At 68.7% G+C, this 18,141-nt stretch carries 20 protein-coding genes and 1 pseudogene; 13 read left to right on the forward strand and 8 right to left on the reverse strand.

The window, feature by feature from the left end; genetic code table 11:
- Positions 1-7: 7 nt before the first annotated feature.
- Together LG396_RS10300 and LG396_RS10305 are read right to left on the reverse strand one after the other, a co-directional pair.
- Positions 8-457: a hypothetical protein gene (locus LG396_RS10300; protein WP_225794487.1), complete on the reverse strand. Its 450-nt coding sequence runs from the start codon at positions 455-457 to the stop codon at positions 8-10.
- Positions 458-526: 69 nt separating this feature from the next.
- The gene (locus LG396_RS10305) at positions 527-1,741 is read right to left on the reverse strand and encodes a helix-turn-helix domain-containing protein (RefSeq protein WP_225794488.1); all 1,215 of its coding nucleotides are present in this window, start codon (positions 1,739-1,741) and stop codon (positions 527-529) included.
- A 130-nt stretch (positions 1,742-1,871) separates the two neighbouring features.
- On the opposite strand from LG396_RS10305, the gene LG396_RS10310 reads away from it, so the two are divergent.
- The 8 genes and pseudogenes from LG396_RS10310 (at position 1,872) to LG396_RS10345 (ending at position 7,967) form a co-directional block, all read left to right on the forward strand.
- A complete protein-coding gene (locus tag LG396_RS10310; RefSeq protein WP_225794489.1) occupies positions 1,872-2,558 on the forward strand; it encodes an HAD family hydrolase in 687 nt (228 codons plus the stop codon).
- A gap of 50 nt (positions 2,559-2,608) precedes the next feature.
- Positions 2,609-3,085 carry a hypothetical protein gene (locus LG396_RS10315; RefSeq protein WP_225794490.1) on the forward strand — a complete coding sequence of 159 codons (477 nt, stop codon included), beginning with the start codon at positions 2,609-2,611 and terminating at the stop codon, positions 3,083-3,085.
- 50 nt (positions 3,086-3,135) lie between these two features.
- A complete protein-coding gene (locus LG396_RS10320; RefSeq protein ID WP_225794491.1) occupies positions 3,136-3,450 on the forward strand; it encodes a hypothetical protein in 315 nt (104 codons plus the stop codon).
- A gap of 146 nt (positions 3,451-3,596) precedes the next feature.
- Positions 3,597-4,400, forward strand: coding sequence for an NUDIX hydrolase (locus tag LG396_RS10325; RefSeq protein ID WP_308190086.1), 804 nt, complete (start codon positions 3,597-3,599; stop codon positions 4,398-4,400).
- 31 nt (positions 4,401-4,431) lie between these two features.
- Positions 4,432-4,756: pseudogene (locus LG396_RS10330) on the forward strand (dTDP-4-dehydrorhamnose reductase); the annotation flags it as partial.
- A 68-nt stretch (positions 4,757-4,824) separates the two neighbouring features.
- Positions 4,825-5,286, forward strand: coding sequence for an NUDIX hydrolase (locus tag LG396_RS10335; RefSeq protein WP_308190087.1), 462 nt, complete (start codon positions 4,825-4,827; stop codon positions 5,284-5,286).
- A gap of 122 nt (positions 5,287-5,408) precedes the next feature.
- Entirely contained in the window at positions 5,409-6,014 is a 606-nt protein-coding gene (locus LG396_RS10340; protein WP_225794492.1) for a 3'-5' exonuclease, read from the forward strand.
- Between the two features lie 192 nt (positions 6,015-6,206).
- Complete coding sequence (locus tag LG396_RS10345) at positions 6,207-7,967, forward strand: hypothetical protein (protein WP_225794493.1); 1,761 nt, start codon at positions 6,207-6,209, stop codon at positions 7,965-7,967.
- A 59-nt stretch (positions 7,968-8,026) separates the two neighbouring features.
- Here LG396_RS10345 and LG396_RS10350 read toward each other — a convergent pair whose 3' ends face one another.
- The gene (locus tag LG396_RS10350; protein ID WP_225794494.1) at positions 8,027-8,398 is read right to left on the reverse strand and encodes a hypothetical protein; all 372 of its coding nucleotides are present in this window, start codon (positions 8,396-8,398) and stop codon (positions 8,027-8,029) included.
- A 66-nt stretch (positions 8,399-8,464) separates the two neighbouring features.
- Positions 8,465-8,797: a hypothetical protein gene (locus LG396_RS10355; RefSeq protein WP_225794495.1), complete on the reverse strand. Its 333-nt coding sequence runs from the start codon at positions 8,795-8,797 to the stop codon at positions 8,465-8,467.
- Between the two features lie 47 nt (positions 8,798-8,844).
- On the opposite strand from LG396_RS10355, the gene LG396_RS10360 reads away from it, so the two are divergent.
- Entirely contained in the window at positions 8,845-9,858 is a 1,014-nt protein-coding gene (locus LG396_RS10360) for a hypothetical protein (protein WP_225794496.1), read from the forward strand.
- 468 nt (positions 9,859-10,326) lie between these two features.
- Here LG396_RS10360 and LG396_RS10365 read toward each other — a convergent pair whose 3' ends face one another.
- Together LG396_RS10365 and LG396_RS10370 are read right to left on the reverse strand one after the other, a co-directional pair.
- On the reverse strand, positions 10,327-11,211 hold the full coding sequence (locus LG396_RS10365) for a phosphotransferase enzyme family protein (RefSeq protein WP_225794497.1): 885 nt from the start codon (positions 11,209-11,211) through the stop codon (positions 10,327-10,329).
- Positions 11,208-12,602: a helix-turn-helix transcriptional regulator gene (locus LG396_RS10370; RefSeq protein ID WP_504968055.1), complete on the reverse strand. Its 1,395-nt coding sequence runs from the start codon at positions 12,600-12,602 to the stop codon at positions 11,208-11,210. Before LG396_RS10370 ends, LG396_RS10365 begins: the two co-directional genes overlap by 4 nt.
- A 163-nt stretch (positions 12,603-12,765) precedes the next feature.
- On the opposite strand from LG396_RS10370, the gene LG396_RS10380 reads away from it, so the two are divergent.
- On the forward strand, positions 12,766-13,278 hold the full coding sequence (locus tag LG396_RS10380; RefSeq protein WP_225794498.1) for an ATP-binding protein: 513 nt from the start codon (positions 12,766-12,768) through the stop codon (positions 13,276-13,278).
- A 167-nt stretch (positions 13,279-13,445) separates the two neighbouring features.
- On the opposite strand, the gene LG396_RS10385 is transcribed toward LG396_RS10380, so the two are convergent.
- Positions 13,446-14,642 (reverse strand): helix-turn-helix domain-containing protein, encoded by a 1,197-nt coding sequence (locus tag LG396_RS10385; RefSeq protein WP_225794499.1) that lies wholly within the window; start codon positions 14,640-14,642, stop codon positions 13,446-13,448.
- Between the two features lie 6 nt (positions 14,643-14,648).
- Complete coding sequence (locus tag LG396_RS10390) at positions 14,649-15,065, reverse strand: NUDIX domain-containing protein (RefSeq protein WP_225794500.1); 417 nt, start codon at positions 15,063-15,065, stop codon at positions 14,649-14,651.
- Positions 15,066-15,191: 126 nt separating this feature from the next.
- Between LG396_RS10390 and LG396_RS10395 the strand changes: the two genes are divergently transcribed.
- From LG396_RS10395 to LG396_RS10405, 3 genes are read left to right on the forward strand one after another with little or no spacing between them, the layout of a single operon-like run.
- On the forward strand, positions 15,192-16,037 hold the full coding sequence (locus LG396_RS10395; protein WP_225794501.1) for a TauD/TfdA family dioxygenase: 846 nt from the start codon (positions 15,192-15,194) through the stop codon (positions 16,035-16,037).
- Positions 16,034-17,167, forward strand: a complete 1,134-nt coding sequence (locus LG396_RS10400) for a sugar-transfer associated ATP-grasp domain-containing protein (protein ID WP_225794502.1) — start codon at positions 16,034-16,036, stop codon at positions 17,165-17,167. Before LG396_RS10395 ends, LG396_RS10400 begins: the two co-directional genes overlap by 4 nt.
- Positions 17,168-17,186: 19 nt before the next feature.
- Positions 17,187-18,119 (forward strand): hypothetical protein, encoded by a 933-nt coding sequence (locus tag LG396_RS10405; protein WP_225794503.1) that lies wholly within the window; start codon positions 17,187-17,189, stop codon positions 18,117-18,119.
- Positions 18,120-18,141: the final 22 nt, after the last annotated feature.

Below are 18,141 nucleotides of genomic sequence, written 5' to 3' on the forward strand. Positions count from 1 at the left end.
CGGGACCTCACTGCGCTCGTTCAAGGCGGCCTCCCTCGTGAGGACGGGGCTCGGTCGGCCCGCTGGGGACGACGGCGCGCGGTTGAATCACGCACAGCAGCTCGCGGCGCAGGTCCGCTGTGGTCGTGCGCCGCCGGCCGCGGCCGGGGGCGATGAGCCAGTAGGGGCCGGGCGGTGCCTCGCGATGCAGGGCCGGAAGCACGACGTGTGCCGCGAGGCTGAGCGCCGTGGTCTTCGGTACGTCCCATCCTGCGGTGGACTGCGGAGGGACGAGGAAGTAGAGCACCGGCGGGGCCGAGGCCGGATCAACGGCGACCGCACCCGGGCGGGTCAGTTTGCCGAGGGCGAAGAGGCCCGCGTATCTCGGCACCTTGATCGCGTCCCACTCGACGCCGGCCGCGACGATGCTTGTACATCCCGGTCCCGGTGTCACCGCTGCTCTGGGAAGGCTGTGCATGGGGCAGACCGTATGAGCAGGCCGACGTACGGACCCGAACTCCTGGTTCGGGTGAACTCACGGTTCGGGTCAGGGCAGGAAGCCGAGCCGCTCGGCAAGCGCGGTCACCTGGCGCTGGTAGGTCGGCCGTACGCGCCGCTGCAGACCGATGATCATGTCGCGGGCGAGCAGGCTGCGCTGCAAGTCTTCTGGGGCCAGTTCCTCCAGGTCGAGGAGATGTACCAGCACGGAGGCGTCCTCGCGGCGGAGGTCGTAGCAGCGGGCGACCTCAAGGCCGAAGGTGAACCGCCTCTCGCGGGACGGCATGACAGAGGTGTCGACCTGGTCGGCGAGGTGCAGGCCATCGGCGGCTTCGCCGGCCAGCATTTCGATGCTCAGGGCATGCAGGCCCACGTTGGTGGGGCCGAAGACGGTCCACATCGGATTGCCTTCACCAGCCCGGTCTGCGAGCGGCGCGGCCTTGTCCTCCAGGCGCCGGCGGGCGTCCCACCATCGTCGCTGCATGGCATCGGCGACAACGGCAACGAGTTCCAGCGCGCCGCGCATAGCCGCTGCCTCGTCTGTTTCCGGTTGCTGCCGGAGTTCCTCGGCCGCATGCAGCGCAACCTCATGCGCCTCATCAGCCGCGCCTGGCCGCGAGAGGAGCACGTGCCCAAGGTTCCACTGAGCTGCCGCGATCCGGATGGGATCGTCGGCGTCCTGGGCGGCGCGGATGGCCCGGTCTGCGACCATCAGCGCCAGATCGAGCCGGCCGTTGCGGCGGCAGTAAGAACGCAGCAGCCCGTACAAGTCCGCTGCGGTCCGCAGGACCTCGCGACGGGCAGCAGCGTCGTTGCCGGCGCGGTGAACGCGCGCGGCGTGCTCCACGTCGGCGACCAACTCGGGTAACGCCTTGTCCGCCTCGGTGAAGCGTTCACGGCTCTCCTGCCACAACCGCCATGCGTCCTCGACTCGCTCGCGCAGCACGGCAGGTGACAGGACCGGGCTACTGCGTGGCGGTCCGTAGTCCATCAGGGCCGCGGCCACGGACGGGCCTGCGGTCCCCGGGCCCGTGTCACTAGGCGCCGGAACACTCTCGTCGAGGAGCGCAGAGACCGGGACTCCGAGTTCAGCAGCGAGCCGGGCCAGGAGATCCGTCGACGGAGTCCTCTTCCCGGTCTCGATCAGCGACAGGTAGCGCTCGGTGATACCGCACAGACCGGCGATCACCGCCTGCTTGCGGTTGCCGTTCTTACGCCGGTAGTAGCGGACAAGCTCACCGATCGCAGGGCCCGGGACATCCACGGCCCTCACCTCCCACCGCCAGCTTCGCGTCGGCACCAGCGGATGACGGCGGATTGATTCCCCGGCACCATGGCGCCCGAACCCGTGAGATGTTGAGCCAGGCAGGCTACCGCAGTTGGAGGAGGCGCCCATGGCGCGGCTGGTCCTGTGGGACATCGACCACACCCTGATCGACACCGGCGGTGTCGGCCATGAGCTGTCTGGCGAAGCGTTCCGTGAGGTCACCGGCCAGACGATGGAGAGACAGGCGAAGGTCGACGGCATCACCGAGTCGGTCATCTTCCGCGAGACCGCACGCCTGCACGGCCTTACCACCGATCGGAGCACCTTCGAGCGCTTCGCACGCGCCCTCACCGAACAGCACCTGAAGCGGGCCGGCGATCTCCGCGAGCGGGGCCACGCACTCGCCGGCGCGGCCACCGCCCTCGACGCCCTTGCCGCCGACACCGCGCTCACGCAGTCGGTCGTCACGGGCAACGTCCGCGCCGTCGCCGAGATCAAGTTGCAGGTCTTCGGCCTGGACCGGCATATCCGCTGGGATGTCGGCGCGTATGGAGAGGAGCACGACGAGCGGGCCCGCCTCGTCGCCCTCGCCCTGGAACGCGCCGGCGTGCCAGCCACGGACGCGGTGCTGATCGGAGACACACCCGCCGACGTGGCGGCCGGAAACGAGCGAGGCGTGCGGGTCCTCGCGGTCGCATCTGGCAGCAGCGACGAGGCCCAGTTGCGCCAGGCTGGGGCCGATATCGTGCTGCCGAGCCTGGAGGACTCGCACCTGCTGGTGAAGCTGGTCCACGGGCGCGATGTCGAGACGTGACCGGCCCGGCACGTACGTGTGACCCACACCAGCCGGAAGGGACACCCCACATGCGAGTCGGCATCACCGGGCACCGCGACCTCCCGAAGGACGTCGAGGATCGGGTACGCACCGCGCTGCGCGTCGAAGTCGAACGGCACTACCCGTGGGAACTGGTCGGTGTCTCCTGTATCGCCGACGGCCCCGACAGCTGGTTCGCGCGGCTCGTGCTCGACCACGGCGGGCGGGTCGAGGTGGTCACCCCTGCCGCCGAGTACCGCGACGGTCTGCCCGCCGACCACCACGCCGAATACGACGCCCTCATGGCCGCTACTGCTGAGGTGTACCCGTCCGGGCTGGAGGCGTCGGACGCCTGGGCGCACATGGTCGGCTCGGAGATCCTCGTCGGCTTGGTCGACGAGTTGCTCGCCGTGTGGGATCGGCAGCCGGCCCGCGGTTACGGCGGTACCGCCGATGTGGTCGCCTACGCGCAGCGCAACGGCGTACCCGTGCGCGTGCTCTGGCCGGAAGGCGCGACGCGGGACTGACCTGAATCTCGGCAGCAGCATCGCGAGAGAGCACCTTTAGCGTCGAACGCATGAGCGATGCTATCGAGGCGCCGCCCTGGAACGAAGACATGGGCCGGCCACCGCGCGTCCGGATCTACTCGACGAGGCACCCGCCGCGTCTGCTCGTCTTCACGGATGGCGACTGGCGCCCGGCCAGCGTCATGGCCAGACACGACTGGCCGGACCGCACTGTCAGTCTGCAACCGACGATCCGACTCTCCGCCCCGGACCTCGGCGGAAGGATCGAAACCTTCTGCCGCACCTACCGGTGGGACGCCCGCGTGATGCTCGTCCTGTCGACCGGGGAGCGGGCAATGGATCGCCCCCGCGGCCAGCGCCGGTGAGCTGAGCGCAAGGGCGCAGCGCCCTCCGCTGCCGTAGTCTCTGCCGCCACCATGAGAGTGGCCATATGGTTCGCCACCCAGGGCCCGCGGAGACCACGACTGTAATCGAGCGCCTGGAATGACACGGGCGGCGACATCCTGGTGTAGTGGCGCTCCTGCTCGCGGCGTGGACCGGGGATTTGCAGCGTTCACGGTTCTACGATGAGCCGGTGACCGCGACCCTGCCCCCTGTGGGCATTGACATCCTTGATGTCGAGCAGCTTGTGCTCGCCGAAGTTGAGGAGCCTCCGCTGCCTCTCCAGGATGCCGAGGCCCGAGATCGGGTGTGGGAGAAGGCAGTTCGGGCCAACCCCGCCCTCTTCGACGGTCCCGTGGTCGCGTGCGGAGGGCTGGAGTGGCTGGGCCCGCGGATGCTGCGTCTGTCCTGGGTGCGAGTGACCTACCGGCACTACGCGCTACGTCGTGTCCCTGGCGCGACCGCGCTGCCCTCGCTGTTCGTCAACGTCCTCCAGCCGGTTGACGATGGTCGCGTGCTGGCGGCGAGGATGGCGCCTTCTACGGCCGCCCCGGGCCGTTGGCAACTGCCGGGAGGTTCGGTGGAGCCTCCCGCGGCAAGGGAGGTGCTGGACGAGTCGGCTCTGGCCGGCCAGGCCGCACGGGAACTCGTCGAGGAGGTGGGGATCGGCGTGCTCGCCGAGGAGTTGCGGCTGTGGATCGTGACCCACGGCGAGTCCGGCAGTGTCGGCTTTACCTACCTGGCCCCGGCGCGGTGCGAGGTGGCGTTGCGGGCTGGTCTGGCCTCTGCTGCGGCGGTTGAGCGCGCCCGGGGGCGTGAGCCGGAGCTTGACGACATCGCCCTGGTGTCCTCGCCGGAGGAGGTTGGGGGTCTGGCTGGTCCGCATGCGGACTACCTGGAGCCGGTCGTCCATCACTTCTGCGAGCGTCGCTGAGCGGGGGGGCAGGCGCTGGTGAGGAAGTCCCGGACGCACGCACGGGCTCCTGTTCACCGACGATATCCGCTGCCCAGTGCACATCTCAGACCTCACCGCCGCAATCCTCGAACTCGCTACTTCTCAGCACTCCGGAGTCCGCCATGCCGCCGGCCCGGACGCGATCAGCCGACACGAACTCGGCCTGCTGATTGCACGCCGCGACGGCCTCGACCCCACAACGCTTCCCCACGGTCGACGCGCCGACAGCTTCGCCCCCGGAGCACTGGACATCCGCCTGGACAGCAGCGCCACCCAGTGCACCTCCAACCAGGCTGTGTGGAGCGTATGAGTTCCTGTCTGCGGCGGCGATGTAGACGAAGAGCACGCCTCCGCACGCTTACATCCACCCCAGCCAATGTCGACGCCACCACGAGGAGCTGTTGTGATCGTATCTGCACCCGTCGATGAAGCCCTGCTCCAAGCACTCACCGCCGCAGCCGATGCCGACGGCATCACTAAGCACGTCGTCGGTGCCGTCATTCCCGACAACACCGGCCGGGTGCTGCTGCTACACCGGCCCGCCGGAGACTTTCTCGGCGACCTGTGGGAGCTGCCCTCCGGCGGTGTCGATCGCGGTGAACCCCTCCTCGACGCCCTGCGGCGCGAAGTGGAAGAGGAGACCGGTTTGGTCATTACCGGCATCAGCAGCTACCTGGGGCATCTCGACTACACCTCAGGCTCGGGCCGGCCCACCCGCCAGTTCAACTTCGCCGCCACGGTCGAGGGATCCGGGGTACGGCTCACCGAACACGACGGCTATGAATGGGCCGACTCCACCGGGCAGCAGAAGACTTCCGAAGCGGTCCAGACGGTCTTGGCCGCCTGGCACCAGCACACCACCTGACCAAGGTGGGAGAGTCGCACGCCCTCGCTCGGCGTGTGACCAGGCGGCGGGGGCATACCGATCAGAGTTACACCGCCGGTTCCGCCGTCGGCGGCCTGCTCACCCCAGGAAGAGGGGTCCTCGTGAATCCCACGGATTGGCCGTCTCGGCTGCTCGTCGTCGATGTCGAGGGAAACGGCACCAGCCAGCCCGACCTGGTTGAAGTCGCCGCCCTCCCGCTGCGCACGGGTACGCCGGACGTCAGCACCGCACTCGCGTGGCTAATCAGACCGCCCCGCCCCGTCACCCAGCACGCGACCCGGGTGCACGGCATCACCAACGACCAGCTCGCCACCTGCCCAGCCTGGGACGAAGTCGCCGACGAGGTCCGACACGTGCTCGACGGAGCGTGGATCGCCGCTCACAACGCCGGTACCGACTACCGAGCCCTCGCACGCCACCTCCCCGGCTGGGAACCGGCCGGAGTAGTGGACACCCTCCGACTGGCCCGAGTCACATATACCGACGCCCCTCGGCACGGCCTCGACGCGCTCATCGACCATCTCGACCTGGACCTGTCCCAAGCCCCTGCGCAGAGACATCGGGCCTCCTTCGACGCCTACGCCGCCGCACAGGTGCTGCTCCTTGCCGCCTCCCAGTACACAACCTGGCACGAGCTGATCTCCGCTGCGGTCCCGCCCGGAATGCCGGGAGCACCAGCCGACGAGGCCGCACCCACCCTTTGGTGATGACGCCCGGCGCAGAGGGAAAAGGCCGATTGGGCTGACCGGGGGAAGCAGGCCGTAGCGGAGAAGAGGGAGGCGGGTGCAGGTCGGGGAAGGGGACGTTCGGCTCCTGTCGAACGGATACCTGCGGATCTATCGTCGGCGGGGGCGATTGGGGGCGAAATCGTGCGGGATACGCGGCTGGTACAGACGGCTGTGGTCGGTGACGAGCACTCGGACGTGCCCGTCCTACTGCCGACCGAGGCGATCGAGTTAGACGTTTTCCGTCGCGCGCACGCCCACGACACTTTCTGGTGCGGGCTTCTGCTGGGCGGCTGCGGCGCCCAGCTCGCTCACAAGCTGTACGTCGACCGGCTGTGCCACTTCCAGCACTATCCGCAGGCAAGGGGCGCACCGCACGCCTGCCGTCGGCCGAAAGTCGGCGAGTCCAGCGCCGACCATCTGTATGTGAAGTCGGCGATGACACAGTCGCTGCTGGAGCACGGCCGAGCCGGCCGCTTCGCCTTCCCGCCGCCGATCGGTTCCCTGCTGGACGTGGACCTTGAGGACGGCATCACCTTGCGCGTCCACATGGACCAGGCGGTACCGCCCAACTGGGCAGACGGCCGCATCCCCGTTCTGGGCCCGGGGGTGATTCCGGATCCTGGCGCGTTCTCCCGCTGCCCGTACGTGTACCGGGTGCGGTGCGAAAGCGACGGCGCCAGCCGTCGGGTGTGGATCGGCACCCAGAGCCTGGCCCACCCGACCGAGTGGGTCCCCGTCGCCGATTGCGCGTGGACCGACGACGGCCTCATCACTCCGGCCGCCACCGAGATCCTGCGGCAACGCCCCCCGACAGCTGATGCTGCGCCGGCCGCGACGGCACGACGCTCGGGAGCTTTACCCAAGAGCGTGATTCGGTTCATCCGCGGGCTGGAGACCGCCCAGCGCTCCGGGACCGTCGAGCACGTACGGCGCTTGTGTGACGGCAGCGGCGCCTTCCTCGAAAGCCTGGGTGCCACAGCCCGCACCGAAGCAGAGGTCGCCCTTCAGGAAGCCCGGACGTGGCTGGCCGGCCACGAGGACTACCAGCGGCGCGTCTTCGCCGACCTCGCCAAGGCGGTCACCGAGAAGCGAGCCTTCGATGTCCGCTCCCAACTGCCGTCGGCCGCGACACTCACCCGGCGCGGCGCCAGCGCCTCCGAACAGCGCGTCCTGGCGGCGGCCAGGGCCTTCCTCCGGGAGCAGAATCGCCTCCCCGACCCCCGGTCGGGCCTGCCCGTGCTCAAGTCCCTCCCCGGGTCACCGTGCAGCAAGCGCACGCGTTCCCAACCGCGAAAGGTACCCCAGCCGCAGGCGGCGGCGAAGGAACAGAACAGCGCCCGGATGCAACGGCGGGAACGCCGCGCGGCAGTGCGCCGGGCCAGGAGTATCCTTCAGCGCCTCGACCAGCGCTTCCATCGCTCCGCTGACGAGCGGCGGGAGCTGGCGCAGGAGCTGGAAACGGTCGTGAAAGCCGCCGGTGACTGGCTATCCGCCGATGAGCGGCGCGAAGCCAGGTCCTGGATCGGGAAGGTGTCCCAGCCCAAGAAGCCGGGCTGTGAACCCCAAGCGCGCAGCGAACTCGGACCGGACGTCTTGGAATCGGCTGCCGCTGCCGTGCGCGGGGCACTCAAGAAGGCAGCCCGCGAGCAGACCACCACCAGCTGGGCCCGGTTGACGCAGCAACTCGGTTCCGCGCTGCCTCAGATGACCCTCGCAGATCGCATCCAGGTCCTCACCCTCGTCGACCAGGCCACACCCGCCGACCAGGCGCTGTTGTCGTCCCTGGTCGCTGCGGGAGACCCGAACATGACGACGCCTTACCGCGAGGTCGCCCGCTCGCTCGGCCTTGAGGTACCTGCAGCCGAAGATGACCTGCGCGACGTACTCGAAGCAGACGTACAGCAGGTCCACTACCACTGGCGACACCGATAGCCGCGTTCTGCTGGCCATTTGCCCAATCCGAACCCGGCGGCCGAGCGCCCCGCGTACGGTCACACCCGGAAGTTGGTGACCGTCTGGTCACGGCAGGTCAACATCCCTTGGGAGGCGGCCACATGATCAATGCCCGGACGTACCCGATGTGGCAGCAACTCGCTGAAGCTGAAGAGCTGCCGGATGAGGCGCTGCCCGCGGTGATCGAGGCGCTGTGCACGCCGGCCCGCGACCTCTACGACCTCGACAGGCGAGGTGAACAGCGGCGGAAGAAGGCGTTCGGGGCCGCGTTGCCCACCCTGCTGCGGCGTACGACGGCACCGGCCCTGCGCCGTCGACTCCTTCAGCAGGCCGAGGACCAGCAACTCGCGGATCTCGCCGCCCAGGGTGTGATCACGACGGCTGACCTTCCGGCGATTCTGCGCACCCACCGTCCGACACCAGATCTGGTCATCGGCCTGGCCCGGCGCCCCGACCAAGTCGACGACGCGATCTGCCTACTCCCCCGCCTTGACGACACTGACCTGGAGCGTGTCATCGACAAGTGGGACCCCAACCGCTACCGCCCACGCGCCGAGCAGGCCCCGCCCGTTCCGCCGGCCCTCCTCGATGCCGTACTGGACTACGCCCTCACCCCGCTCGTCCGCCTTCTTCACGATCCCGGCAAGCACGAGGGATGGAAGTTGACCGAGCGCCTCGACATGGGCTTGCCCCACGAGTTCGGCGAGGGCGCCCCCTGGCGAATCCTGGCGACCTGCCCCGAACGGTGGCCCGCGCTCGTCGAACACCCCACCCTCGGCGCGGCCGTCCAGCACCTCCTGCTCGACCATGCCGAAACAGAGCAGCAGCGCCGCAGCGTGCTCGCCTCCACTCGGACATGGGATTCGCCGAGCAGCCAGAGCCATCCCCGGCACTCGGCAGCGACCTTCTGCGGGCCTGCCTGCCCGCCCTGTGCCTGCCGGAGATGGCCGGCTTGGCCAAGCCGAGCGTCACCGCCCGCCACCGGCTCCACCACACCGCCCAACGGGCGCGTTCCAACCCCCGCCTCCTCGACATCGCCGCTGAGCGGTTGCACACCGCAGCAGACGATTGCGTGCGCCGCGGCAGGCTGCTCACTCCACCCCGCAAGCCCAAGGACGGCTACCACCAGCAGGCCGTCACCGTGGTCGAAGACCTCGCTCTGCTCAGCATCAACCCCGCGCACCTTGCCAAGGCATGCGCCCTGCTCACCACACTCGAACAGCCCGCAGTCGTGTCCAGCCCGCCCAGCCCACACCTGGCGCGCATCACCGCCGGCACGGACTGGAACAGTCCCGCACGCCTTCTGGAGAGCAACTACCAGCACCGGCGGGCCGCCGCGCTGACGGCTCTCGCCGGCAACCCCCACACCCCGCGCACCGCGGTCACCGATACCCTCCCCGCGCTGCACCCGCTCGAACTCTCCTGGATCGGCCGCCAGAACCGCGCCCCCGACTGGCTGCAGACAGCCGCGGCGGCCCTCGCCCCGGACGACGTCAACGAGGCCGTTCTGCGGCTGCTCACCGACGACGAACTCGACCGCCACCCCGACCCGGGCGCCGTGCTGCAATCCTGGCTGGACGCCCCGGAATCCGAGGGCGTGTGGTCAGAGCAGGAGGTGCACCACGCCGTCCTCGGCTCCCGCCACCACACCCTGCACCATCTGCGCCAGCTACCCGCCGTCGAAGTTATCGTCTGGCACGAACCCAGCCTCGCCCTGCCCCACCTGATCGCACAGTGCGGCACCCAGCCGGAACACTGGCACACCCTGCTCACCGCACTCGACGACAGCCCCGCTGACAAACCCGTCACCTTCGGACAGCTCCTCGACAACATCCAATCCGCCTCCCGCGCCCCGGCCGGCACCGCGTGACAGCAGCACGGCACGGCAATCCGCCGACACTCCACTGCTGACCGCGTCAGGCAATGCCCGGCCAGCCCCAGGGGCGCGGCGCCGCACGGCCCCGGAGGCAGTCGACGCGGTGCTGGGCTTCTCGGCGTCATGTGGGCGGATCCGCGCGGGCAGGATCTCTTCCGTCAGCTCGAACTCGGCAAGATCAGGCAGACGGAGTCTCTCCCCTGCTCTCGACTCCTCCCGGTCGCCCGCCCGCCTCGCTGAGGGCCGACCTGCCGGCGAGTTCCCTTGACGCCAGCGGCCCTCCGCGGGGTGCACGTTGAGTACGGCGGCGTGGGCATGGAGATCGGCGTCGACGGGAATGGAGGACTCGGAATGGGGCCCGTGGCAGCCCGGTTCTGCTTGTAAGTGCCGGGATCACCTCGGGCCGGCATTCGGTCCGGTTGCCTTGATGTAAAGCGGTGCCGCTTCTGCACTGTTTACAGGTCAGGCGATGCCCTTCCAGTGCCAAGGGCGGGGCGCGGTACGGCCGCGGAGGCAGTCGACGCGGTGCTGGGCTTCTCGGCGCCACTCTGGTCGGGTGGCGGCGTGCTGGGCGGCGTAGGTGGTCATGCGTAGTTCGCGGGCGGCGGCGAGCAGCTCGTAGCCCTTCCACTGGGTGACGTCGGTGCCGTATCCAGCGCAGAACTCGGCGTACTCAGCGCGGGTGACGCCGCCGGTGGTGGTCATTTTGACGGCGGTGGAGACCAGGTCCCATTCCGGTGGTCCGATCGACATCCGCTCGAAGTCGAGCAGTACGGGTCCGTCTGTTGTGCGGGCGACGTTGCCTGTCCAGGCGTCGCCGTGGACGACGCACTCGGGCAAGCCTTTGGGGCGATCAGCCCACCGGGCTTGGAGCTCTGCGAGGTGCCGGCGTAGCCAGGTGCGGTCGTCGTCCGGGATCGAGGTGGACGCTTCGATGCGCTCGGCCACCATGACGAACGGGTCCAGCCGGCCGAGCGGCAGGTCGGGGATGGGCTGCGGGTGGAGCTGCTTGAGCAGCGTCACCACGTCGATGACCGTGCCGGGTTGGTGGCGTGGGAGTTCGTGCCACCAGGTCACCGGGCGGCCGAATGCTTCGACGGGCTGCTCGATCGGCAGGGCGCGCACAGCGGGCACCTCATTGTCAGCGAGCCACCGGGCGACCTGCACCTCGCGGACGGCGGCCGGCCACTGGCCGGGGCGGGCGATACGGGCGATCACCTGCTCGCGGGGCAGGCGCCATATCTCGTTCTCGGCGACCCGCACCGGTTCGGCGCCGGTCGCATCGAAGCCGGCACTGGTGCAGGCGGCCTCCACAACGGAGCGGTCGAGAGCGGCCGAGTTCGTCATGGCTGCAAGGTCGCTGCGATCCGCTGGCGGAGATACATCGTCTCTTCGCGCTTGGGGTGGCGCCCGGCGAGGCGGCCGAGTTCCTTGAGGTCGTCGGCAGCGCGCCGGGAGGTGAGGCGGCCGGCGTCGTCGAGGGCCTGGTGGCCGAGGGCGGTGGCGTGGTGAGGATCGCCCGTGGCCATGAGCAGGCTGGCCCACTTGGTGCGGGAGATGGCGCGGGAGCGGGCGAAGGCGTCGCCGTGTCCGTTGACGGCGATCTCGAAGCGCCGTCCAGCTGGTCCCGGGTGCTGGTCGGCGTGGAGGGCCAGGTCGTACAGGGCGTGTGCGGTGTCGCCGTGGTGTTGCGCGGTGTCGTAGTACGCCATCCAGGGTGGATCGTCGTCCGGGTTGGACTGGGCGAAGGCGTCGTCGGCCGCCCCGACCGCGGCCAGGGTGCCCTGCACGTCGTGCATCTTGCCGAAGGCACGGGCTCGGGCGCTGTGGAGCATCGCCCGCTCGGTCGCGGTGAGCCGGTCGGCGCGGACCAGCCCTTTCTCCGCGTGGGTCAGACCGGCGTCAGGATCGCCGATCCAGATCTCCTGACGAGCAAGGAAGCTGAAGGTCTTGGCACGCAGGTGCCAGTCGCCGGCTTCTTCCGCGCACTCGGAGGCGATCTTGAAGGCCACCCGGGCGTCGTCGTGGGCGTAGGCGTCGAAGTGGCTGGCGCCGACCACGATGCCCAGCCGGGCGACGGCGGCCAGGAGCTGAGGGCGAAGGGGCTCCGGGCAGTCGACAGGAAGGAGCCGTACGGCCCATTCCATGGCGCGGCTGGCGACCTCGCCGACGAGGCCGCCGCCGCCTTGGGCGTTGTCCCAGCGGTGGATGCTGTCGGCGACGCGGTAGAGCTGGTCGACCTCCTTGGCGTCGATCTGGTGAGGAAGCTGTGGTGGCCCGACCGGGGCTACGAGGTCGGCGAGGTCTATCGGGGTGAAGGCGGCCAGGCTGCTGGCGGCGAGGAAGGCACGGCGGTCCACTGGCGCAGGGCTCCCGGGTCGGGCGGAGGTGTCTGTGCCCAGGATGCGACGGTCGTGCACCTCTGCGGTGCCCCTGCGAGGGCCCAGAGCCTGTTTATCCGCATCACGCCGCGGTTTTTCCGCATCAGCGAAGACCATCGCCCAGGCGCGTTCCAGCACCCCTCCGGTCTGGAGCACCTCATCCAGGCGCTGGGCCAGGTCCAGTCGGCACCTGTAGACGCCCTTTTCGATTTTGGAGATGACCGATGGGCTGACCTGCACCTTCGGGCCTAACCCGGCTGCGGAGAGTCCATGCTGCTTACGCCAGTGGCGGACTTCGGCACCGAACCAGGCCCGTGGGGAGGCATCGGGGGTGAGTGGCTTCTCTGGCTGCGGCATCGAGGGACTTCCTGGGTCGTGATGCGGATATCTGCGTCCTCCGCATCCAGATCTGCACGTGGAGCACGTGCCCTGACTCAATGGTTGCTGACCGATTCGCAATCAGTACACACCGCAGTCCGATCTCGTTGACGAGATTTCCGCAGACCGAAGTGGGCCCGCGATGACCAACCTTCTGACAGCACCCGCCGCCGAGGCATGCGGGACCCGCACGATGACGAGCAGCACCCCGGGGCAGCTGCAGATGGACTTGGTGGTGGTGCCGGAAGCAGTTTCCGCCGTCCGCTCCGTCGTGCGTGCGCACCTGAGGCTGTGGGGCCATGCCGGACTCATCGACCGTGCGACTCTGGCGGTCTCGGAGCTACTGACCAACGTCTGGAAGCACGCCGAGCCGTCAGCCGGCACCAGCGCGACGTCCGCGCGGCTGACGATCACGCGCATGCCGGGCGGGCTGTTCCTGTGCGTACGAGATCCCGACCCCACCCCACCGCAGTCACCGCCCGCGCCGGGCGTCGAAGCCGTACGCGGACGTGGACTACACCTGGTGATGAGCGTGGCCGACAGCTTCGGCGTCTCCCCGGCCAGCATGGGCAAGGACGTCTGGTTGACGCTCTTGCCCAGTGGCGACCCTGAACCGACCGCCGAGCACGAAGGCGACGAGCGATGCTCGGCATGACCGCCGTGAACACAAGTGCCCGGCACCGGTCGAGGCGTGGTCACCAGGTCCGCGGGCCGGCATCCCGGCAGCCTCTCGGGATCGCCGAGCGCCGCGGCGACGCATCAGCGGACGAATCGAGCAGAAGCGTGGTGCGGGCGGAACGCACGGGACTGGTCCATCGGCACTCAGGCCGCCATCTCCCTGCGCAATCGGTGCAGTTCGGTGGCCGCTGCGTCCTCGATATCCGGCAGAGCACCGCGGCTTGTGCGCAGGATGCGCTGCAGCTGGTGGGGCAGGCGCTGGCGGGCGGCCTCGGTGACGGCCGCGGCGAGACGGTCGTGTGCGCCGCGCGGGTCGCCGGCGGTCATGTGTACGCGGGCGCTGGTGATCAGTCCGATGACCTGCCATTGGGGTGCGACCGTGGTGGTCAGCGGCGGTTCGTCTTGGGCAAGTTGGATGGCGGTGCGGGTACGCCCGGTGGCAAGCAGCCCGCGCAGGCGAATCTCGTGCAGAGCGAAGGGGTTGAACAAGGAGGTCTGATCGGTCTGCTCCAGCAGGGCGGCAGCTTGCTGGAGGGTTTGGTCGAACAGTTCGTGGTCCCCCAGGGCGCCGGCGGCCCGAGCCAGCAGCGGCAAGACGGCTGCCTCGGCAGCGTGATCGGTTGCCAGGGCCAGGGCATGGCGGAGACGGTCGACGGCGGCGCCGTTCAGCAGGGATTTGCGCAGTTCGTTGCCGTGCATCCGCATGACCTGGCAGGTGAAGCGGGTGTCTTCGAATCGGCGGGCGATGACCAGGCTCTTGGCCGTCCAGCGGGCGGCTGTACTCAGCCGCTCCTCGGGCAGCACGTTGCCCAGGGCGACCCCGAGGCCGAGTCGCGCCCCGGCGAGCAGGCGCAGAACCTCACGCTCTCCATGTCCTTCGGCAAGCCGGGCCTCCAGGCGCGCTACGAGCGGCCACAGTTCAGCGACCGCTTCGGCGGCGTGGCCGGCCTGGCGGGCGATCTCGGCCAGGCGGATGGTCGATTCGCCGAACTGGACCATGGCTCGATGGTCGACGTCGGCGGAGTCGGTCACGCCGAGCACGTGCGGCGGCAGGCCGAGGCGCTGGGCGATGCGGCGGCGGGAGGCGATGTCGTCTACGGAGCGCTTGCCCAGTTCAAGGGCGGAGATATAGGTCTTGTCGTAGCCGAGGCGTTCGCCGAGAGCGGTCTGGTTCGTCCCTGTTATCTTCCTGTGGAAGCGCAGGATGCCGGCGAGGTCGCGGCGGGCGAGTACGTGTTCGGCCTGCGGGGTGGCCCAGTGCCACAGCACGTGTGCGGGCACCGCAGCCGATGCGGTCAGCTCCGCTTCTCCGTCAGCGTGCTCGGCGCGTTGTTCGGCCATGGGCGGTTAGATGCGGGCGTACCAGTTGGCGATCGAGCGCTTGTAGCCATCCGGCATGCGCAGTTGTGGGACTTCCTCTTCGGTGAACAGGCCGATGTCTTTGTGCTCGTGGCTGGCTACCGGTACCGCCTCGGGGGTGAGTACCTGACAGCCGTAGGTGACGATGACCACCCGGCGCTCGGGCAGCGTGTCGGGCAGGGGCTGGTAGATCCACACATCCAGCAGGGGTCCCGCCTTGACCTCCCACTCGGTCTCCTCCCTCACCTCCCGCTCGACCGCGGCCTCGGGGACGGGGTCGAGCGGATCCAGCCGGCCGCCGGGCAGTTCCCACTCCTCCCGCTCGTTCTTCAGCAGCAGCACGCGCCGGTGGGCATCTACGACTACGGCTTTGACGGACACCGGCCAGGTCGGCGAGGGAGCCATCACAGGTCCTCGGGGTCGACGGCGAATGGGAGATGTCCGGAACGTAGCACGCGCCCGGTCAGCTCTGCGGGTGTGTGCCCGGATTGTCGGAGTCGACAGGTTGTCGCTTTACCACGGCCCCCGGCGGTGCCGACTCTGAGCTTCAGCTACCGCATCTGGAAGGACAGCGACATGTCTGGTCCTCTGCCTGACTCGGCCGACGTCTTCGGAAGGCACTTCGTCGACCACACCGCCGCAGGCGCCGGGGAGGTCATCGCGGAACGGCTGAGGGCACGCGGATTGGTCGCTCTCGGGGGATTGACCACCCGAGGCGCGGTGTTGGATCTGGCGCGCCGGCTCATGACCATCACGGCACATCGCGACAGCGACCCCGACGGATTGACAGCCCTTCATCCATCGCCCCTGCGGGCCGGCGGTCCTGGCAGCGCCGGATTCGGCTCCGGGGAGTTGGCGGTGCACACCGAAGGTTCCAGCACACCGCGTCCTCCCCGGCTGATGCTGCTGGCCTGCGCCCGCCCGGCGATCAGCGGCGGGCAATGTGTACTGGTCGACGGCCGCGAGGCGTACGAGCACCTCAGCAAGTGCGACGCCCGTGCCGCGGCATCCCTCGCGCGACCTCGGACGGCGTTCTTCGGATCCGGCGACGGGCACCTGGGCCAGGTGATCACCGTCACCGGCAGCGGACGCGTGCGGATCCGGATGCGGCAGGACGACCTCGTACGCTTCAGCCCGCTCATCCAGCCCCACCTCGAACAATGGAAGACCGCCCTCGATACCCACCGGCACGTGCTGAGGCTGGGCACCGGCCAGGGCTACGTCCTGGACAACCACCGCTGGCTGCACGGCCGTCGACCCTTCAGGGGACCGCGGCAGTGCTGGCGTGCCCTCGGTGAGCCGGCCTTCGCCTTACCGGACGGATTCGAAGCTCGGCACGATATCGCTGCCGAACTCACGGCCGGGGGTAGGCGATGACCAGCCGTGGGCGCGCGATCAACCTCAACGTCCGCCAAGCGGGAACGGAGGACCGCTTCCGGGCCAGGGTCCTTCCCCGTCTGATGTGGCCGGGGTCGTTCGGCTACCAGGCGCGGCAGTTGCTGGCGGAGCACCTGCCGGTGATGCGGGGAGAGGAGGACCGGAAGTCCGCGTGGCGTATGGGCCGGGAGTTGCTGGCGCTCGGGCGCCATTGGAGATGTGTTCCCTTTCACTACTTCCGTTACAGGCTCTACCGGCGTGGTCTGGACTTGGCGGAGTGCCGGACGTTTCTGCCGGAGACGGTGCTGTTCGCACGGCTGCTCCCGCAGGTGAACAGGGACACCGTGCTCCTGGACGACAAGATCGTCTGCAAGCGGGTCCTCACGGCAGGAGGTGTCCCCCAGCCGCGGCTGCTACTCAGTGGCGATGCCAGCAGCGCGTTCTGGCCGGACGGCATGCGGTTGCCGCTGCAGGCGGCGATGGGGGCGTTGCCGGCGCACGCACCGATGGTGATCAAGCCGGCCCGGTACTCCAGTGGCGGAAGCGGCGTCACGCTGCTCATGCCGCGGCCGGACGGAGAGGATTTCTCGCTGTGCGACTACGCCGGCCGCTGGGGATCCTGGCTGATCGAGGAGCACGCCTCGCAGCATGAGGAAACGGCCAAGCTCAACCCCTCGGCACTCAACACCTTCCGCGTCATCACCTGCCTGCGGGCGAGCGGCGCGGAGACGCTGTACTCCATGTTGAAGCTCGGTGGCAGCACCGGCCATACCGACAACTCCGGTGCCGGAGGGCTTCAGGTCCGGGTCGATATCGACACCGGTGAACTCGACCGCTTCGGCTACGACCGGACAATGCATCGCCACCAGTGCCATCCGGTAACGGGAAGGCGCTTCGCCGGCCACAAAATCTCCGCCATCAAGGGCATCACCGAGCTGGCGGAGCGAGCAGCCCACCTCTTCCCGCAGACCCCCCTTATCGGCTGGGACATCGCACTCACCCCCCAGGGCCCCACTGTCATCGAGGGGAACAGCGGGCCTTCACTCGCACACATCCAACGCACCCACCAAATGGTCGCTCCGATTCTCGTGAGCCGTCTCAAAGAACTGCGCAACCGTCCACTCATCTGACCAAGGAGCACGGTCCGCCTTGACATCCACCACCGAACTACGAGCACAGGCACGGCGATGCGCCAGCAACCTCATTGCGGAACTCGGGAAGAACCCCGAAGTCCAAGCTCTCTACGTGCTGTCGTCGTCCGCTGATACGAGCGAGAACGTAACAGTCTTCGGGGAGGATTCGGACTTCGACCTCTCAGTCGTTCTCGACGTCCCGCTCCGTTCGGACGAGTGGCGGCCGAAGCCAGAGCAGACCTATCACCTCCTCGCCGATCGGCTGCCGGACTGGGTGCCCGAGTTCAGCTTCTATCTGCCCGTTCCGTGGGGAAGGATGGAAGTAAACGTTCACCAGCTCGTCTACCAGTACGAAGCGGATGTCCGTACCGTGTGGAACAGCGATAAATGCGACGCCTATGCGAACAAGGGAGAACCGCTGCTGGATCGCGCAGGGCGATTCGGCGACCTCATCGCGCTGAAGACACGGGAGCAGCAGCATCTCCAGCAGCAGCAGAGGCTTCATCTCCTGAACCGCATCACCTGGGACTCACGAGAAATCGCCCTCAAGCAGGCCCGCCGAGTGGGGCCGCCGTCCGGCCACGTCGTCTTGTCCATGGCACTCGATGAAGTCATCGACTGGATATACATCACCTGCAGCAGGCTCGTCCCCAACCGGAAGTGGAAGCTTTTCCAGCTCCGGGAATTGGGGATGATCACGGAGGTTCAGGAGCAGCTCGTACTGCGGGTTCTGACGTGCGATCCGCACTCGATGGCTGACCTCGGACGCCGCATTGACGACCTGGAACAACTGTGCGCTTCCCTCGGGATCGTACTGGATCAGCAGAACACGCAGTCGGTTCGTAGGACGTACCAGCTCAGCAAGCAGCTCCTCGGCGAGCGAGCGGCCACCTACCGGGACAGCCCGGCGCCTTCCCTGGTGCCCCACCCCAGCCCGGTGCACGCCTAGATAGGCTGCGGCATCCCCAACC

This window comes from Streptomyces aculeolatus, from assembly GCF_020400605.1.
GTDB lineage: Bacteria > Actinomycetota > Actinomycetes > Streptomycetales > Streptomycetaceae > Streptomyces > Streptomyces aculeolatus.